Raw genomic sequence first — 17,745 nt, forward strand, 5'->3', positions numbered from 1 at the left:
CCATAGGACGACTGGAGTCGCTGTCATGCGTGTTCTGTTCACCGTGTTCCCGGCCACGGCCCATGTGCATCCGATCGTTCCGCTCGCCTGGGCGCTGCAGAACGCGGGCCACGAGGTGCGGGTGGCCATCCACCCGGACACCGTGCGTCTGGTCACCGAGGCCGGACTGCCCGCGGTGCCGCTGGGCTCGCGGGAGGTGCTCGCCGACGCGGTGAAGTGGAACGACAACTTCGAGATGCTCGACAGCCTCAGCGACGCGCTGTCCCTGGACACGGGTGACGCCCCGCAGTGGGAGCGCCAGTGGCAGGGGCTGACCGGCATGCTGCGGATGTTCACGCCGATGGTGGACGACCTGGTGGCCTTCTGCCGCGGCTGGCGGCCCGACCTGGTGGTGTGGGACCCGTTCTGTGTGGCGGCGGGTGTCGCGGCGAGGGTGACGGGCGCGGCGCACGCGCGTTTCCTGTGGGGTCAGGACAACATCGGCTGGCTGCGCGGCAAGTCCCTCGAGCGGCGGGACGACCGGTCCGGCGACCCGGTGGACGCGCTGATGGCGCCGATGCTCGAACGCTACGGGCTGGAGTACTCGGAGGACCTGCTGCTCGGCCAGTGGACCATCGACCCGATGCCCAAGGCGCTGCGCCTGCCGCTCCCCCACCGCTACGAGCCGATCCGGCGGGTCCCCTACAACGGCAGCGCGGTGGCCCCGGCCTGGGTGCACGAGCGGCCTGAGCGGCCGCGGGTGCTGCTGACGCTGGGCATCGGCGGCCGCGGCCGTCAGCTGTTCAAGGCGGCCGGTGTCTCCTTCCCCGAGGTGGTCGACGCGCTGGCCGGCCTCGACGTCGAGGTGGTCGCCACGCTGCACCGAGCGATGCTGGAGACGGTGACCCGGGTGCCGGACAACGTCCGGCTGACGGAGTACGTGCCGCTGGCGCAGATCCTGCCGAGCTGCTCGGCGATCATCCACCACGGTGGCGGGGGGACGTTCGCGGCGGCCACGGCGGCCGCCGTGCCGCAGCTGATCGTGCCGATGCCGTGCTGGAGCGAGGCGACCACGGCCCGCTTCATGGCCGGCCGGGGCGCCGGACTGGTCGTCACCACCGAGGAGTTCGACACGGAGCTGCTGCGCAAGCAGATCACGCGGCTGCTGGAGGAGCCGGCGTTCGGCGAGGGCGCGCAGGCGCTGCGCGCGGAGATCAACCAGGCGCCCGGCCCGGCCGAGTTCGTGTCCGTGCTGGAGGAACTGACCGCGGAGCACCGCCGGTGACGGCGCCTGCGGCGGGGGTGCTGCGGTTCGGGGTCCTCGGGTGCGCGGACATCGCGCGCCGCCGGGTGCTGCCCGCGATGGCGGCCGCGCCGGACATCGAACTCGCCGCGGTCGCCAGCCGTTCGCCCGCCCGGGCCGCCGAGACGGCCCGCGCCCACGGCGCCCGTCCGGTGAGCGGGTACGAGCGGCTGCTCGCCGACCCGGACGTGGACGCCCTCTACATCCCGCTGCCGGCGGCGCTGCACGCCGTCTGGGTGGAGGCGGCGCTCGAGGCGGGCAAGCACGTCCTGGCCGAGAAGCCGCTGACGACGGACCCGGCCCGCACCCGCGCGCTGCTGGAGCGGGCACGGCGGCGGAAGCTGGTGCTGCGGGAGAACGTGATGTTCGTGCACCACGGTCAGCACCGGGCGGTCGGCGCGATGGTCGGTGACGGTGTGATCGGCGAACTGCGGTCGTTGCACGCGGCGTTCACGATCCCCTCCCCCGCCGACGGGGACATCCGCTTCGACGCGGACCTGGGCGGCGGCGCGCTGTCGGACGTGGGCCTGTACCCGGTGCGGGCCGCGGTGCACCTGCTCGGCCCCGGCCTGCGGGTAGCGGGCGCGGTGCTGCGGGACGCAGCGGGCCGCGGTGTGGAGACCTCGGGCGCCGCGCTGCTGCGCCGCGCCGACGGGGTGAGCGCGCAGCTGACGTTCGGGATGGACGACGCGTACCGCTCGCGCTACGAACTGTGGGGCAGCGAGGGCCGCATCACGGTGGACCGCGCGTTCACCCCGCCGGCCGGTCACCGGCCCCGGATCGTGGTGGAGGACGCAGCCGGTGCCCGCACGGTCGAGCTTGCGGCCGAGGACCAGGTGGCGGCCACGCTCGCCGCGTTCACGGCGGCGGTCCGGGGCGGGGACACCGTGCCCGCCGGCGGGGAGCTGCGCGACCTGCTGGCGCAGGCCGACCTGCTGGCCGCGATCCGCCGCGCGGCGGCGACCTGACACCTGCGGCGCCCGCGACCCCGGGGGGGCCCGGGGGCCGGTGGGCCCGGGGGGCCCGGGGGCCGGTGGGCCCGGGGGGCCCGGGGGCCGGTGGGCCCGGGGGGCCCGGGGGCCGGTGGGCCCGGGGGCCGGTGGGGCCCGGGGGCCGGTGGGGCCCGGGGGCCGGTGGGGCGGCGCGTCGCGGGTGGTCACGGCGTGCGATGAAGCCCGCAGGCCAAGTCCGGTGGGGCGGTCCGGCAGAGGCCACGTCCTGCCGGGCCACGTCACGTCCGGGCCGGGTCAGGTCCGATCAGGTCGGTTCAGATCCGAGGCTCGCTCATGTGCAGCGGCGCGGTGCGCGTACCCGGGTCGGCCGGGCGCGCCCGCCTGCCCGCGCTGCCCGACGGCTCCGGGCACCGGCGTACCCGGGGGCCCCGGGGAGTCCTTTCGGGGGTCGTGAACTGCTGCTGTTTGACTTCGTATGAGTGAGTTCTGCCGTGTGCGGGTGAGTTGGTGTGGGCTGTGGTGTGTGAGGGCTCGCGGGGTGGACGGGGGTTCGTCTGTCGAATGGGTGACCTTTGCGGGTGGTGGTCGTTGGGGGTGGTGGCGGGTGTGTGTGGTCCAGGACAGGAGGGGTGGTGATCACCGTGGGCGGTCTGCGGGAGGTGGCGGCGCCGTTCGTGGTCACCGGACCTTCGGTCGCGATCGGCAGACGCGCCCAAGGGCACCCGATCCGGCGACGGACGACACCGCCCCCGCACGACCAGAGCGATCGTGCGGGGCATCGGACCGTCCAGGCCGACCGGCGTGCCCCTGGGCGTGAGGAAACCCGCCCCCGCATCCCCGGACCACGCACACGATGCGTGCCCCCGGACGCGGAACGAACGCGGGCAACCAGGGCACCCAACACCGTTCGGGGTGCCCGCAGCGACCAGGAATGGGTCCAAGACTCACTCCTGCTCACTGACTAGGAACGGTCGCGGAGGTGCGGTCAGGTGCGGGTCAGGGCCTGAACCGCGGTGAGGGTCTCTGCCGGGCCCGGCAGGGCGGCCAGTTCGGCGGCGAGGGTTCCGGCGCGCCGGGCGTAGGAGGGGGTGGCCAGCATGTCGCGGCAGGCGGCGGCGACGGTCTCGGGGCCGTCCTCGCCCGGTGGCAGGACGCGGGCCGCGCCGTAGGCGGCCAGGCGCTGGTTGGGGGCGAGGACCTTCGGCATGGTGGGGACGACGAGCTGCGGCACACCCGCGTGCACGGCCGTCAGCGCGCTCTGGCCGCCGCCGGAGTGCACGAGCAGGTCGCAGGTGTGCAGGACCGTGTCCAGCGGCAGCCAGCCGGCGCGCAGGCCGGGGTGCCGTTCGCGCAGGGCCGCCGCGACGTCCTCGGGGGCGGCGGCGACGACTTCCACGTCCGGACCGGCGACGTGGGAGACGAGGGCGTCGAGGTGGTCGAACTCGTAGTCCTTGCTGACCCGGCTGCCCGCCGTCACGCAGACCCGGCGCCGCTGGGAGGGGGTGTACATCCAGCGTTCCAGCGGCTGCTGGCGGCCGCAGGGCACGAACCGCATGGTCCGGCCGGCGGGTGCGCCGGGGTCCGCGACGCTGGGCGGGCAGATGTCGATCCACAGGTCAGGCGCGGGCAGGGACGTCAGGCCCAGGGCCCTGAGTTCGGGGGCCAGTTCGTCCTCGGCGCCCCGGTCCATCTCGGCGGGCTCGCCCATGTCCCAGGCGTGCCGCACGTACGGGATCTTCAGCTCGGCGGCCAGCAGCGCGGCGCCGAAGGCGAGGGTGCCGCCGACGACGGCGTCCGGGCGCCAGTCGCGGCCCGCCTCCCGCAGCGCGGGCAGGCTGCCGGCGGCCAGCCGGCCGAAGCCGCGGCCGCCGAAGTGCATCCTCTCCCCCGCGTCCGCCGGCAGCGTCAGCGCGGTGCCGTCGCGGTCGGCCAGCATGAAGTCGCGCATCGTCCGCTCGGTGACGGGCGCGGCGGGCAGTCCGGCGGAGGTGATGACGCCGCTCATGTCGGCGGTGGCCGCCATGAGCACCTGGTGGCCGGCGTTGCGGGCGGCGGTGGCCAGCGGCACGAGGGCGAACACGGTGGCCGGACTGCCGCCGGCGAGGAAGAGGATCCGCATGGTTCAGGCCGGGGGCGCGCCGCGGTGGGCGGGGGCGAAGGCCAGTGCGTCGAGCGCGGCGACGACCGCGGCCTCCTCGTGGTCGAAGTGGCGCTCCAGTTCGCCGGTCAGGCGCTCCAGCTCGTGTTGCAGGCCCTGCGGGTCGCCCGGCTCCAGGCGGGTGACGAGGTCGGCGATGTCGCCGCGCAGCTGTGAGACGACCTTGTGCTCCTCGCGGAGCTTGGCCAGGGTCGGCGCGAGGCCGGGGAACTTCGACTCCAGGACGGGGAAGGCGCCCTGGTCCTCGCCGCCGTGGTGGACCTCCAGCGCCTTGCAGAAGCTGAGGCAGTTGTCGCGCAGCTGCTGCAGCAGGGTGCTGTCGCCGATGTCGACGGTGTCGGCGCGTCCGGCGGCGAAGTCGGCGACCTGGCGGCGCAGTTCGGCGATCTCGCCGCGCAGCCAGCCGTGGATCTCGGTCAGTTCCTGGCCCAGGCCGCGGGCGCGGCGCCCGTCGTCGTAGGTCTCGGTCTCGAGGACGACGACGGGGATGATCCGCTCGGTGTTCTTCTGGTAGTCGGCGTAGCCGGGGGCGATCCCGCAGGCCTTCGCGAAGACCCGTTCCCGCTCCTCGCCCTCCAGGACGGTGGCCCTGGCCTGGTACTTCTCGGTGCCGACCTCGACGGTCAGGAGGGGGTTGGCGCGCAGGTTGTGGTACCAGGCGGGGTTCTTGGGGCCGCCGCCCGCCGAGGCGATGACGACGCCCTTGCCGTCGATCTCCATGTAGCCGACGGGGCTGGTGGTCGCGCGGCCGCTCCTGGCGCCGGCGGTGGTCAGCAGCGCCAGGGTGCCGCCCGCGAACGGTCCGCCGACCTTGCCGCCGTTGGCCCGGAACTCCTCGACGACCGGCCGGTTCCAGTCCGCGACAAAGGGCTGCAGCTCGTCTGCCATGGAAATGCGTTCTCCTCGGTTGTTGCGTCAGTGTTCGAACCGGCGGGGCACCGGTTCGACGATCACCGGCCGGTCACCGGCCGGTCAAGGATGGCCGCCGGTTCCTCGACCGGCGCTCGAGCGCTCCTCGAGCGGCTGCCACCAGGCGCGGTTGTCGCGGTACCAGGCGACGGTGCGGGCCAGGCCGTCGGTGAAGTCGGTGCGCGGTTCGTAGCCCAGTTCGCGGGTGATCTTGCGGCAGTCGACCGAGTAGCGCCGGTCGTGGCCCTTGCGGTCGGCGACGTGGTCGACGCTGGACCAGTCGGCGTCGCAGGCGTCCAGGAGCAGTGCGGTGAGTTCCTTGTTGGACAGTTCGGTGCCGCCGCCGATGTTGTAGACCTCGCCGGAGCGGCCCTTGGTGCGGACGAGTTCGATGCCCCGGACGTGGTCGTCGACGTGCAGCCAGTCGCGGACGTTGCCGCCGTCGCCGTACAGCGGCACGCGGCGGCCCGTGAGGAGGCGGGTGATGAACAGCGGGACGACCTTCTCCGGGTACTGGTGCGGCCCGTAGTTGTTGGAGCAGCGGGTGATGCGCACGTCGAGGCCGTGGGTGCGGTGGTGGGCCAGGGCGATGAGGTCGCTCGAGGCCTTGGCGGCGGAGTAGGGGGAGTTGGGGGCGAGGGGGTCGGTCTCGGGCCAGGAGCCGATGTCGATCGAGCCGTACACCTCGTCGGTGGAGATGTGGACGAAGGTGGTGGGGCCGTGGCGCAGGGCCGCGTCCAGCAGGGTCTGGGTGCCGGCGACGTTGGTGCGGACGAAGTCGGCCGCGCCGGCGATGGAGCGGTCGACGTGGGACTCGGCGGCGAAGTGGACGACCTGGTCGTGGCGGGGCATCAGGGTGTCGACGAGGCCGGCGTCGCAGATGTCGCCGTGGACGAAGGTGAACCGGGGGTTGTCGCGGACGGCGTCGAGGTTGGCCGGGTTGCCGGCGTAGGTGAGCGCGTCGAGGACGGTGACGGTCACGTCCGGGTCGCCGTGGGGGCCCAGGAGGGTGCGCACGTAGTGGGAGCCGATGAAGCCGGCTCCGCCGGTCACCAGGATTCGGGTCGTCATGAGGAGATCTGCACCTTGCTGTGGTCGCCGAGGATGAGCCGGTTGGTGGCCGGTATCCGCGGGGCGGGGGTGACGGTCACGCTGCGTCCGATGAGGGAGGCCTGGACGCGGGGCACGCCTTCGAGGCGGGAGTCGCGCAGCACGATGGAGAATTCGATCTCGCTGTCCTCGATGAGGCAGTTCTCCGCGATCGAGGTGTAGGGGCCGACGTAGGAGCCGCTGATGAGGGTGCCCGTGCCGATGACGGCGGGGCCGACGATGCGTGAGCCGCGGACCTCCGCGCCGGCCTCGACGCGGACCCGGCCGATGAGTTCGCTGGCGGCGTCGACGGTGCCGGCGGTGTGCGGTTCGATGCCTTCGAGGACGGACCGGTTCACCTCGAGCATGTCGGTGACGTTGCCGGTGTCCTTCCAGTAGCCGCTGATCGTCGTGGAGCGCACGTCGTGCCCGTCGTCGATGAGCCGCTGGATGGCGTGGGTGATCTCCAGTTCGCCGCGCTCCGACGGTTCGATGGCGCGGACCGCCTCGTGCACGGCGGGGGTGAACAGGTAGATGCCGACGAGCGCGAGGTCGCTCTTGGGTTTGGCGGGCTTCTCCTCCAGGCCCACGACCCGTCCCTCGTCGTCGAGTTCGGCGACGCCGAACGCGGACGGGTCGGGCACCCGGGTCAGCAGGATCTGCGCGTCGGGGCGTTCGGCGCGGAACCCGGTGACGAGGTCGGCGATGCCGCCGACGACGAAGTTGTCGCCGAGGTACATGACGAAGTCGTCGTCGGCGAGGAACTCGCGGGCGATCAGCACCGCGTGGGCGAGGCCGAGGGGTGCCTCCTGCGGCAGGTAGGTCACCTCCAGGCCGAATCGTGCGCCGTCGCCGACGGCGTCGCGGATCTCGTCGGCGGTGTCGCCGACGACGATGCCGACCTCGGTGATGCCGGCTTCCGCGACGGCTTCCAGGACGTAGTAGAGGACGGGCTTGTTGGCCACCGGGACCAGTTGCTTGGGCGCGGTGTGGGTGAAGGGCCGCAGGCGCGTGCCTGAACCTCCGGACAGGACGAGAGCCTTCATGGCCCGGACGCTATGGGGCCGCGCTCAAATCCGGCTGGGGACCGGATCGGGCGCAGGCGGACCTCCGCTCCAGCACGTGTCCATGACCGGGCCCCGCCCGCCGTGTCGGTGGCACAGTCGCACCTCGACGGATGACCGAAAACCAGGGTCGGCCGGAAAGGACCGGACGACCCGAGTCGGAAACGGGAGACATTCGCCATGCACAGCACACTGTCCCGGCGCCGCCTGCTGGGGCTCGGCGCAGCCCTGGGTGCCGGCGCCGCGTTCGCCGGCCCGGCCGCCGCGAACGCCTGGGCCGCGGCGCCCCGGCCCCGGGGCCCGGGGGCGTGGCCGGTCAGGATCGAGCTGCCGACCGGGTTCCACCCGGGCGGTGTCGCCGCCGGCCGGCTGCCCTACGCGTACTACGGCTCCCTGTTCGGCGGGGAGATCTACCGGGCCGATCTGGCCACCGGGCGGGGCGAGGTGATCTCCCCCGACCTGGGCGAGGGCAACAGCGCGGCGGGCATCGCGCTCGACTGCCGCGGGCGGCTGTTCATCAGCGGCGCCTACAGCGGCCTGGCGCGGGTGATGGACGTGACCACCGGCCGGGACCTCGCCTCGTACCGGCTGGGCGGTGAGGGCACGGTCGTCGCCGATGTGGCGGTGCTGGCGGACGCGGCCTACGTCACCGACGCCTTCCGCCCGGTGCTGTACCGGATCCCGCTGGGGCCGCGCGGTGAACTGCCGTCGGCGCGGCAGGTGGAGAGTGTGCCGCTGTCCGGTGACTGGGTGCAGGGCGCTCCGGGCGAGGTGACGGCGCTGGGGATCTCGCCGACGCCGGACGGCCGGGCGCTGATCGTGGTGCACCTGCTCGCCGGGGGCGCTCTGATGCGGGTGGATCCGGCCACCGGCGCCGCCCTGCGGATCCCGCTCGGCGGCGCCGTGCTGCCGTCCGGCAACGGCATCCGGCTCGACGGCACCACCGCGTACGTCGCCCAGCGCGACGCGGTCGATGTGCTGCGGCTGGACGCGGCCGGCACCCGTGCCGTGCCGGTCACCCGGATCACCGACCCCGACTTCGACGGGCCGTCGGCCGTCGCCGTCCACGGCGACCGGCTCTACGTGTCGAACTTCGGCCCGACGACGCCGACCCACCAGACCCCGTACCACTCGACCGCCGTGCCCCTGGTACGGCGCACCCACCGCAGCGCACACACACAGGAGGAGACGGCATGAGCGAGACCACCAAGGGCCAGGGCGGGACGCGGGAGCAGCGGGTCGCGCTGGTGACGGGCGGCACCAGCGGCATCGGTCTGGAGATCGTGCGGCGGCTGGCGTCGGCGGGGACGCCGGTGCATCTGTGCGGTCGTTCGCAGGAGACGGTGAGCAGCACGGTCAAGGAGCTCGTGGAGGAGGGCCTCGCGGTCACCGGCTCGGTGTGCGACGTGCGGGAGCAGGAGCAGATCGCGGAGCTGGTGCGCACGGTCGTCGAGCAGCACGGTCCGATACGGATCCTGGTCAACAACGCCGGCCGCAGCGGCGGGGGTCCGACCGCGGAGATCACCGACGAGCTGTGGACCGATGTCATCGCCACCAATCTGACCAGTGTCTTCCGGGTCACCAAGGAAGTGTTGACGGCGGGCGGGATGCAGGAGGCGGGCCGCGGCCGGATCATCAACATCGCCTCGACGGGCGGCAAGCAGGGCGTGGTCCTGGCGGCCCCGTACTCGGCGTCCAAGCACGGTGTGGTGGGCTTCAGCAAGGCGCTCGGCCTGGAGCTGGCCCGTACCGGCATCACCGTCAACGCGGTGTGCCCCGGTTTCGTCGAGACGCCGATGGCGGAGAAGGTCCGTGCCGGTTACGCGGGCGCGTGGGGGGTCACCGAGCAGGAGGCGTACGAGCGCATCACCACCCGGGTGCCCAACGGCCGTTACGTGCAGGTGCGGGAGGTCGCCGCGATGGTCGAGTACCTGGTCGGCGAGGACGCGGCGGCCGTGACCGCGCAGGCGCTCAATGTCTGCGGCGGCCTGGGCAACTACTGACCGGCACGTCCTCGAGAGCAGGGAGCACCTGGTGATGAGCACTCAGCGACGCGTGGCCCTGGTGACGGGTTCGTCGACGGGCATCGGCGAGACGGTGGCCCGCAGGCTGGCCGCCGAGAACATCAGCGTCGTCGTCAACTCGGCGCGTTCGGTGGAGGCGGGCGAGAAGGTGGCGGCGTCGCTGCCCGACGCCCTGTACGTCCAGGCGGACGTCTCGGACGAGGACCAGGCCCGCCGGCTGGTGGCCCGTGCCGTCGAGCACTACGGGCGTCTGGACATCCTGGTCAACAACGCCGGTGTGACGCGGGCGGTTCCGCACGCGGATCTGGAGGCGGCGAGTCCGGCGGTGTGGCGGGAGATCTTCGATCTGAACGTCTTCGGCACCTGGCAGACGACGGTGGCCGCGATGCCGGCGCTGCGCGAGAGCGGCGAGGGCGTGGTGGTCAACGTCTCCTCGGTGGCCGGCAGCCGGCCGACGGGCAGTTCGATCCCGTACGCGGTGAGCAAGGCGGCCGTGGAGCACATGACCCGTCTGCTCGCGGTGGCGATGGGCCCCCAGGTGCGGGTCAACGCGGTCGCGCCGGGTCTGGTGGAAACGGGCTGGACCGAGGGCAGCGACTTCTTCGCGGCCATCGCCGAGCAGGTCGCCGCGGTCGCCCCGCTGCGGCGTGTGGGCCGGCCGGAGGACGTCTCGGAAGCGGTCCTGTCGCTGATCCGTGCCACGTACACGACGGGTCAGGTCCTGATGGTCGACGGGGGCGGCACCCTGGTCCGCTGACCTGCCCCGGCCCCTGTCCCGGTTTCCGTGCGGGCGGGGGCCGGGGCTTCGTCGGCACACGGTCCGGGGCGGTGAACGGGGCCCCCGCCCCGGCAGGGGGTCCGGGGCGGGGGTGTCTCGGGGGCTCAGGTGCGCAGGCCCGCCTTCTCCAGGGCCTGGGCCGCGGCCGCCAGGGTGTGCTTGCGCGCATTGAGGGGCGTGTCGTTCGCGGAGATGAGGACGCTCAGCGTGGTGACGCCGGCCCGGGCCCAGGCGTGCATGCGGTCCGCGATGCGGCCGACGGGGCCGAGGAGGGCGGTCGCGTCGATGAAGTCCAGCGGGATCGCTGCGGCGGCGCCGGGGCGGTCGCCGGCGGCCAGGCGGTCCTGGAAGGCGTCGATGCCGGCGTCGAAGCCCATGCCGCGGGCGAGCCGGCAGTAAAAGTTGTCGGCGCCGCCGATGGCGAGCAGCCCGGTGTAGTGCGTGCGCAGCGGTGCGGCGGCCTGTTCGAGGTCGTCGGCGACGGACACGGCCGTGTAGGGGATGACCTCGAAGCCGTCGAGGGTCCGTCCGGCGCGTTCGCGGCCGGCGGCGAGCCGGGTGACGGAGTCGGCGACGAGCTGCGGGGTGGTGAAGCCGCTGACCCAGCCGTCGGCGATCTCCCCCGCCAGGCGCAGGCTCTGCGGGCCGACCGCGCCGAGGTAGACGGGGATCGGGGTGTCGGGCCGTTCGGTGAGGACGGTCAGCGGCGCGCCGCCGAGGCCGTGGGCGGGCAGCTTGAAGTGGGTGCCGTCGTAGCGGACGGGGCCGCCGGCCAGGGCGCGGCGGACGATGTCGACGTATTCGCGGGTGCGGCCCAGGGGGTGGGCGAAGTCGACGCCGTACCAGCCGTCGGAGACGTGCGGGTTGGACACGCCGAGGCCGAGGCGGAAGCGGCCGCCGCTGAGGGCGTGGAGGGTGGCGGCGGACAGGGCCGCGGCGCCCGGCGGGCGGGCGGGGATCTGCATGATGCCGGAGGCGAGCGCGATGCGGCTGGTCAGGCCGGCGGCCAGGCCCAGGACGCTGACGGCATCGGACTTGAGGCCTTCCGAGGCGAACGCGATGTCGTAGTCGAGGCGTTCGGCCTCGCGGGCCAGTTCGCCGGCCCCCTGGTAGGGGAGGTTCACTGCCAGGCGCATGAGCGGTGTCCTTCTGGTGGGCGGGGGCGGTCAGGCCGGCTGGGGGGCCAGGGCCGTGGTGGTGTGCAGCAGTTCGCGGGCGCGGTCGGTGTGGAGCCGGTCGTCGTCGGGGGTGCGGGGCCGGGCGGGCAGCAGCGCGGCGGCGGTGTGACGGCCGAGTTTCACGGAGCGGTGGCGGCAGGCGATCGTGGTGAGGCCCTTGCCCGGGCCGGTCTCCAGCAGCAGGTGGCGGCCGGTGGACAGGAGTTTGTCGAGGGTGGGCCAGAAGTGCACGGGGGCGACGGGGTGGCCGGCCCACAGGGCCGGGTCGGCGACGGTGTCCGCCTCCAGGCGGGTGCGGGTGAAGGCCGACCACAGCGGGAAGAGCGGCGGGTGGGCGGTGATCCGCCGGTACAGCGTCAGGTCCCTGAACAGCGGTGCGAGGACCGGGCTGTGGAAGGGGTGGTGGGCGGCGACCGGCAGGGTGGTGATGCCCGCGCCGCGCAGGTCGGCCGCGATGGCCCGCAGGGGGGCGCTCAGGCCGGCGAGGACGGTCTGCCGGGGGGCGTTGCGTGCGCCGATCGCGATGTGGGGGTGGCGGGCGAGGAAGGGGCGCAGGTCGTCGGGGGTGCCGGCGACGGTCAGCATGCCGCCCGGTTCGGTGGGGGCGATGCGGGTGACCCGGTCGTGCATGACGGCCACGGCGTCCTCGAGGGTGAACACGCCGGCCAGGGTGGCCGCGGCGAGTTCGCCGACGCTGTGGCCGAGGAGCGCGGCGGGGCGTACGCCCCAGGAGAGCACCATGCGGCCGAGCGCGTAGTCGAGGGTGAACAGCAGCGGCTGGGCGCGGCGTACGTCGTCGATGCCGATGGCGGGCTGCTCGGCGAGCCAGTCGTCGCGCAGCAGCTCGCCGTCGGGGAACAGGGCCAGGCACCGGTCGACGGCGTCGGTGAACGCCGGGTCGCTGTCGTAGAGTCCGGCGGCCATGCGCGGGTACTGGGCGCCCTGGCCGGGCAGCAGCAGCACCACGTCGCGGGGCGCGTCGAGCAGGGTGTCCATGCGCGGGCCCTTCTGCGGTGTCCGGGTGGTGGCGTCAACCTGCCGTGGGGGCGTGGAGGTTCGCTCGAGGACCGGTCCAGTCCCCGGCCGGGGCCGGGTGCCCGTCCCGAGTGCGGCTCGAGGAGGGGTCCATCGTGCGGGGCGAGGCTCGGCCGGTGCCGGTTGCCCGGCGAGGTACCCCAGGAAGGATGCGACGGTGCGGTGGGACGACGTCTATCTGCGCGCCTGCGCCACCCGGCTGCCGGCGGTGATGCCCGCCGAGGAGGCGGTCGCCCGTGGCCTGGTCGACGCGGTGTCCGTGCGGCGTATGCAGAGCACGGGTGTGACGGTGGGCGAGCAGAGCCCGCCGGACATGGCGGTCGCCGCGGCCCGTACGGCTCTGGGGCGTTCGGGTGTGGTGCCCGACGACATCGCGCTGCTGCTGCACGCGTCGCTCTACCACCAGGGCTACGACATGTGGGCGCCGGCGTCGTACGTCCAGCGGCTGGGGGTGGGCAACCGCTGCCCGGCGATGGAGGTGCGTCAGACGTCGAACGGCGGTATGGCCGCACTCGAGCTGGCGGCCGCGCATCTGACGGCCACCGGGGCGCCCGCGGCGATGATCACCACGGCGGACCGGTTCTGCGCGCCGGGCATCGACCGCTGGCGCACCGATCCGGGCACGGTCCTGGCGGACGGGGCGACGGCGACGGTCGTGGCCCGCGGGCGGGGTTTCGCGCGTCTGGTGTCGCTGGTGCTGGTGTCGGAGCCGGGGCTCGAGGAGATGCATCGGGGCGAGGACCCGCCGGGTGACGCGCCGCTGGCGGTGCGCTGCCCCGTCGACTTCGAGGCGACGACCCGGGTGTACCTGCGCACCGCGGAGGGGCAGCGGTCGGTCGCGCGGATGGCGAACGCGCAGACGGAGACGATCGAGCGGGCCCTGGAGGAGGCCAAGGCGCAGCAGGCGGACATCGACTGGTTCGTGCTGCCGCACCTGGGCCGGCGCCGTCTGGATGTGAACTTCTTCCGCCGTTACGGCATCGACCCCGAGCGGACGCTGTGGTCCTGGAGCCGCGGGATCGGGCATCTGGGGGCCGGTGACCAGTTCGCGGGTCTGACGCATCTGGTGGAGAGCGGGCGGGCGCGGGCGGGGGCGCGGGCGCTGCTGCTGGGTGTGGGCGGTGGCTTCACCTGGTCGGCGGCGGTCGTGGAGTTCACCGACGTGCCCGCCTGGCCGGCGTCCGCCGCCGCTCAAGCAGACCTGTAGCGCCTCGCCGCAGAGTCCGGAAGGTATGCCGCCCCGCCAACCGGGGCCGGCTCACGAGAGGGAGAAGATTTTCATGACCATCGATGATCTCCGCAGGATCCTCGTCGAGTGCGCCGGTGAGGACGAGACCGGGAGCCTGGACGGGGACATCCTGGACACCCCGTTCGCCGACCTCGGTTACGACTCGCTGGCGCTGATGGAGACCGCGGGCCGGATCAAGCAGGAGTTCGGTGTGGTGATCGCCGACGAGGACATCGCGACCGTGGAGACTCCGCGGGTGCTGCTCGACACCGTGGCGGAGCTTTCGCGTTCCGTCGCCGCCGCATGAGCGGGCGGCGCCGGACGGTCATCACGGGCATCGGGGTCCTGGCCCCCGGCGGCGACGGTACGGAGGCGTTCTGGGACCTGATGACGTCGGGCCGTACCGCGACCCGCCGCATCGCCGCCTTCGACCCGTCCGAGTTCCGCTCCCAGGTCGCCGGCGAGGTCGACTTCGACGCGGCGGCGCACGGGCTGAGCCACCGTGAGACCCGCCGTCTCGACCGTGCCTCGCAGTTCGCGCTGGTGACCGCGCGTGAAGCGCTCGCCGACAGCGGCCTGGACCTCGATGCGGCCGACCCGGCGCGGACCGGGGTGAGCGTCGGTACGGCGATCGGCGCGGCCACCAGCCTGGAGCGGGAGTACCTGGTGCTCTCCGACACCGGCAGGAACTGGCTGGTCGACCACGCGTACGCGTCCCCTCATCTGTTCGACTACTTCACGCCGGCGACGATCGCCACCGAGGTCGGCTGGGACATGCGCGCGGAAGGGCCGGTCAACACCGTCTCCACGGGCTGCACGTCGGGCATCGACGCGGTGGGCAACGCCCATCAGCTGATCAGCGAGGGCAGCGCGGACGTCGTGTTCGCGGGGGCGACGGAGGCGGCGATCACGCCGCTGGCGGTCGCCTGCTTCGACGCGATCAAGGCGACGACGCCCCGTAACGACGATGCGGCCACCGCGGCACGCCCGTTCGACGCGACCCGTAACGGGTTCGTCATCGCCGAGGGGGCGGCCATGTTCGTCCTCGAGGAGCTGGAGCACGCCCGGCGGCGCGGGGCGAAGATCTACGGCGAGATCGCCGGGTACGCCAACCGCTGCAACGGCTACCACATGACGGGTCTGAGCCCCAAGGGCCGGGAGATGGCCGAGGCGATCGGCGCGGCGATGGACGAGGGCCGCGTCGAGCGCGACGGCCTGGACTACATCAACGCGCACGGCTCGGGCACCCGGCAGAACGACCTGCACGAGACGGGCGCCTTCAAGCGGGCGCTGGGCGAGCACGCGTACACGACGCCGGTCAGCTCGATCAAGTCGATGATCGGGCACTCGCTCGGCGCGATCGGTTCGATCGAGATCGCGGCCTGTGCGCTGGCGATCGAGCACGGTGTCATCCCGCCGACGGCCAATCTGCACGAGAAGGACCCCGAGTGCGACCTCGACTACGTGCCGGTGACGGCGCGTGAGGCCAGGGTCGACACGGCGCTGACCGTCGGCAGCGGCTTCGGCGGGTTCCAGAGCGCGATGGTTGTCCGCAGGCTGCAAGGAGCGACGCGATGACAGTGGTGTTCACCGGGCTCGGCGTCATGGCCCCCAACGGGCAGTCCACCGAGGAGTTCTGGACCGCGACGCTGGAGCAGCGCAGCGGTATCGGCCCGCTCGAGCGGTTCGACGCCCGCGGCTACCCGTCCCGGCTCGCCGGCCAGATCCGCGACTTCAAGGCCGCGCAGGCGCTGCCGGGCCGGCTGCTGCCGCAGACCGACCGGGTGACCCGGCTGGCGCTGGTGGCGGCACAGGCGGCGATCGAGGACTCGGGTATCGACCTCGAGTCCGTGCCGGACCTGGACATGGGGGTGATCTCCTCCAACGCCCACGGCGGTTTCGAGTTCACCCACCGTGAGATCCAGAAGCTGTGGACCAAGGGGCCGGAGAGCGTCAGCGTCTACGAGTCGTTCGCCTGGTTCTGCGCGGCGAACACCGGCCAGATCTCGATCCGGCACGGGATGCGCGGCTCCGGCAGTGTGCTGGTGGCCGACCAGTCGGGCGGTCTCGACGCGCTCGCGCTGGCGCGGCGCACCATCCGCCGCGGCACGCCGCTGACGATCGCGGGCGGGGTGGAGTCCTCCTACGACCCGTGGGGCTGGGTGTCGCACCTGGCCACCGGGCGGATCAGCGAGGCCGACGACCCGCAGCGCGCGTTCCTGCCCTTCGACACGGCGGCGAGCGGTTACGTGCCGGGCGAGGGCGGCGCGTACCTGATCCTTCAGGACGCGCAGGCGGCCCGGGAGCGTGAGGGCGCGTGCGTCTACGGCGAACTCGCCGGTCATGCGGCCACGTTCGACCCGCGGCCGGGTTCCGGCAGGCCGCCGGCGCTGGCCGCCGCGATCCGCGGGGCCCTGAAGGACGCGCGGATCACGCCCGAAGAGGTGGACGTGGTGTTCGCGGACGCGAGCGGTGTGCCGGAGCTGGACCGGGTCGAGGCCGAGGCGCTCGCCGCCGTGTTCGGGCCGTGCGGGGTGCCGGTGAGCGCGCCCAAGGCGCTGACGGGCCGGCTGTACGCGGGCGGGGCGCCGTTGGACGTCGTCGCCGCGCTGCTGTCGCTGCGTGACCAGATCATCCCGGCCACCGCGCACGTCACCGACGTGCCGGACGAGTACCGGCTGGACCTGGTGACGGGCCGGCCGCGGCGGGCCGAGCTGCACACGGCGCTGGTCGTCGCCCGCGGCAACGGCGGCTACAACTCGGCGATGGTGGTGCGCTCGTGAGGATCCTTTTCGCCGCGGCGCCCGGTTACGGGCTGATGCTGCCGCTGGTGCCGCTGGTGTGGGCGGCGCGGGCCGCCGGGCACGAGATCCTGGTGGCCACCACCGCCTACATGACGAAGGTCGGCGCCGAGTCGGGCCTGCCGATCGCGAACGTGTTCCCGCGGCGCGACGTGGGCGCGGACCTGATGCTCGCCGCCGCCGGCAAGGCCCCCGGGCCCGGCTCCGCCGATTTCGAGGACCCGGACCTGCCCACGGGCTACTGGGAACTGGCCGGGCGGCTCAAGCCGTTCGAGCTGTTCACGCTCGCCTCCACCGGCGGCACGATCACCGCGGGCCGCGACTTCGGCGCCGAGCTGATCGTCTACACCTCCGACCACCAGGCCGGCCGGATGGCGGCGGTGGCGCTGGGGATCCCGGCGCTGGAGGTCGGCAACCGGGTCTCGTGGTCGATGCGTGATCCGGAGGTGACCGGCACCTCCGGTCACAACGACCGCAGCGGCATCGTCGCCGACGACTCCCCCGTGGTGGCCGCGCTGCGCGCCGAGCTCGGCATCGGCGACCGTGAGCCGGAGCTGATCGCCCGGATCGACCCGCGGGCGCCGAGCATGGGCGGTCTGGCGCACGACGAGCCGGACGTCCGCGACGGCACCCCGTGGTGGCCGATGCGCTACGTGCCCTTCAACGGCGGTGTGGAGCTGCCCGCGTGGGCGCTGGTGCGGCCCGAGCGGCCGCGGATCTGTCTGACGCTGGGCACGGTCACGCCGCTCCTGTCGGACGGCGGCGCGCTGGCGTCGCTGCTGCAGGGGCTGGGCGAGCTGGACGTCGAGGTGATCCTCGCCGACCACTCGACGGACCTGTCCAAGCTCGGGGAGCTGCCGGGCAATGTGCGGGTGGCGGGCTTCCTGCCGCTGTCGACGTTCCTGTCCACCTGCTCGCTGGTGGTGCACCACGGCGGCTCGGGCACGATGGCGACCGCGCTGCACTACGCGGTGCCGCAGCTGGTCCTGCCCGGCGGTTCCGACAATCCGCTGGTGGCGCGCCGGGTGGTGGACCGCAAGGTCGGTCTGATGCTCGATCCGGCGGAGGCGGACGGGCCGCGGCTGCGGGCCCTGGTCCAGCAGCTGCTCACCGAACCGGCGTTCGCCGGCGCGGCGGCCGAGGTGAGCGCGGAGATGGCCGCCCAGCCCAGCCCCGCGCAGGTACTGGACCGTGCCGTGCGGTCCGTGACCGCGCAATCCATGACGTCTTGACCTCAGGAGATTCC

The 17,745-nt window shown here is 73.5% G+C and carries 16 protein-coding genes and 1 pseudogene; 11 read left to right on the top strand and 6 right to left on the bottom strand.

The features are described 5' to 3' along the window. The first annotated feature begins 25 nt into the window (after positions 1 to 25). The 3 genes and pseudogenes from SPRI_RS01225 to SPRI_RS39030 all read left to right on the top strand — a co-directional run. On the top strand, positions 26 to 1,264 hold the full coding sequence (locus SPRI_RS01225; protein WP_005321706.1) for an activator-dependent family glycosyltransferase: 1,239 nt from the start codon (positions 26 to 28) through the stop codon (positions 1,262 to 1,264). Then, positions 1,261 to 2,250: a Gfo/Idh/MocA family protein gene (locus SPRI_RS01230; protein WP_238996194.1), complete on the top strand. Its 990-nt coding sequence runs from the start codon at positions 1,261 to 1,263 to the stop codon at positions 2,248 to 2,250. The genes SPRI_RS01225 and SPRI_RS01230 overlap by 4 nt, the downstream gene beginning before the upstream one ends. Positions 2,251 to 2,924: 674 nt before the next feature. Further along, positions 2,925 to 3,200, top strand: a pseudogene (locus SPRI_RS39030) (IS200/IS605 family accessory protein TnpB-related protein); the annotation flags it as partial. A gap of 20 nt (positions 3,201 to 3,220) precedes the next feature. Here the strand turns inward: SPRI_RS39030 and SPRI_RS01235 are convergent. From SPRI_RS01235 to SPRI_RS01250, 4 genes are all read right to left on the bottom strand, one after another. Then, positions 3,221 to 4,354, bottom strand: coding sequence for a glycosyltransferase (locus tag SPRI_RS01235; RefSeq protein ID WP_005321702.1), 1,134 nt, complete (start codon positions 4,352 to 4,354; stop codon positions 3,221 to 3,223). A gap of 3 nt (positions 4,355 to 4,357) precedes the next feature. After that, positions 4,358 to 5,281 (bottom strand): nitroreductase/quinone reductase family protein, encoded by a 924-nt coding sequence (locus SPRI_RS01240; RefSeq protein WP_005321700.1) that lies wholly within the window; start codon positions 5,279 to 5,281, stop codon positions 4,358 to 4,360. An 84-nt stretch (positions 5,282 to 5,365) separates the two neighbouring features. Continuing rightward, entirely contained in the window at positions 5,366 to 6,373 is a 1,008-nt protein-coding gene (rfbB, locus tag SPRI_RS01245; protein ID WP_005321698.1) for a dTDP-glucose 4,6-dehydratase, read from the bottom strand. Next, entirely contained in the window at positions 6,370 to 7,437 is a 1,068-nt protein-coding gene (locus tag SPRI_RS01250) for a glucose-1-phosphate thymidylyltransferase (protein WP_005321690.1), read from the bottom strand. Before SPRI_RS01250 ends, rfbB begins: the two co-directional genes overlap by 4 nt. A gap of 198 nt (positions 7,438 to 7,635) precedes the next feature. Between SPRI_RS01250 and SPRI_RS01255 the strand changes: the two genes are divergently transcribed. The 3 genes from SPRI_RS01255 to SPRI_RS01265 are packed head-to-tail and all read left to right on the top strand — an operon-like array spanning position 7,636 to position 10,236. Beyond that, positions 7,636 to 8,652 carry an NHL repeat-containing protein gene (locus SPRI_RS01255; protein WP_050791651.1) on the top strand — a complete coding sequence of 339 codons (1,017 nt, stop codon included), beginning with the start codon at positions 7,636 to 7,638 and terminating at the stop codon, positions 8,650 to 8,652. Next, positions 8,649 to 9,458 (top strand): SDR family NAD(P)-dependent oxidoreductase, encoded by an 810-nt coding sequence (locus SPRI_RS01260; RefSeq protein WP_005321681.1) that lies wholly within the window; start codon positions 8,649 to 8,651, stop codon positions 9,456 to 9,458. The genes SPRI_RS01255 and SPRI_RS01260 overlap by 4 nt, the downstream gene beginning before the upstream one ends. Before the next feature lie 34 nt (positions 9,459 to 9,492). Next, entirely contained in the window at positions 9,493 to 10,236 is a 744-nt protein-coding gene (locus SPRI_RS01265) for an SDR family NAD(P)-dependent oxidoreductase (protein ID WP_037775588.1), read from the top strand. 125 nt (positions 10,237 to 10,361) lie between these two features. On the opposite strand, the gene SPRI_RS01270 is transcribed toward SPRI_RS01265, so the two are convergent. Then, entirely contained in the window at positions 10,362 to 11,393 is a 1,032-nt protein-coding gene (locus SPRI_RS01270; RefSeq protein ID WP_005321676.1) for an LLM class flavin-dependent oxidoreductase, read from the bottom strand. A gap of 30 nt (positions 11,394 to 11,423) precedes the next feature. Beyond that, entirely contained in the window at positions 11,424 to 12,431 is a 1,008-nt protein-coding gene (locus SPRI_RS01275; protein ID WP_005321673.1) for an acyltransferase domain-containing protein, read from the bottom strand. Between the two features lie 196 nt (positions 12,432 to 12,627). Between SPRI_RS01275 and SPRI_RS01280 the strand changes: the two genes are divergently transcribed. The 5 genes from SPRI_RS01280 to SPRI_RS01300 all read left to right on the top strand — a co-directional run bounded on the left by SPRI_RS01280 (position 12,628) and on the right by SPRI_RS01300 (position 17,731). Further along, positions 12,628 to 13,677, top strand: a complete 1,050-nt coding sequence (locus SPRI_RS01280) for a ketoacyl-ACP synthase III family protein (RefSeq protein ID WP_005321670.1) — start codon at positions 12,628 to 12,630, stop codon at positions 13,675 to 13,677. 73 nt (positions 13,678 to 13,750) lie between these two features. Then, positions 13,751 to 14,005: an acyl carrier protein gene (locus tag SPRI_RS01285; protein ID WP_005321667.1), complete on the top strand. Its 255-nt coding sequence runs from the start codon at positions 13,751 to 13,753 to the stop codon at positions 14,003 to 14,005. Further along, the gene (locus SPRI_RS01290; RefSeq protein ID WP_005321663.1) at positions 14,002 to 15,276 is read left to right on the top strand and encodes a beta-ketoacyl-[acyl-carrier-protein] synthase family protein; all 1,275 of its coding nucleotides are present in this window, start codon (positions 14,002 to 14,004) and stop codon (positions 15,274 to 15,276) included. Before SPRI_RS01285 ends, SPRI_RS01290 begins: the two co-directional genes overlap by 4 nt. After that, positions 15,273 to 16,481 carry a ketosynthase chain-length factor gene (locus SPRI_RS01295; protein WP_005321660.1) on the top strand — a complete coding sequence of 403 codons (1,209 nt, stop codon included), beginning with the start codon at positions 15,273 to 15,275 and terminating at the stop codon, positions 16,479 to 16,481. Before SPRI_RS01290 ends, SPRI_RS01295 begins: the two co-directional genes overlap by 4 nt. Beyond that, positions 16,478 to 17,731 (top strand): glycosyltransferase, encoded by a 1,254-nt coding sequence (locus SPRI_RS01300; protein WP_005321657.1) that lies wholly within the window; start codon positions 16,478 to 16,480, stop codon positions 17,729 to 17,731. Before SPRI_RS01295 ends, SPRI_RS01300 begins: the two co-directional genes overlap by 4 nt. The last annotated feature ends 14 nt before the right edge of the window (positions 17,732 to 17,745 follow it).

The sequence above is a fragment of the Streptomyces pristinaespiralis genome (assembly GCF_001278075.1).
GTDB lineage: Bacteria > Actinomycetota > Actinomycetes > Streptomycetales > Streptomycetaceae > Streptomyces > Streptomyces pristinaespiralis.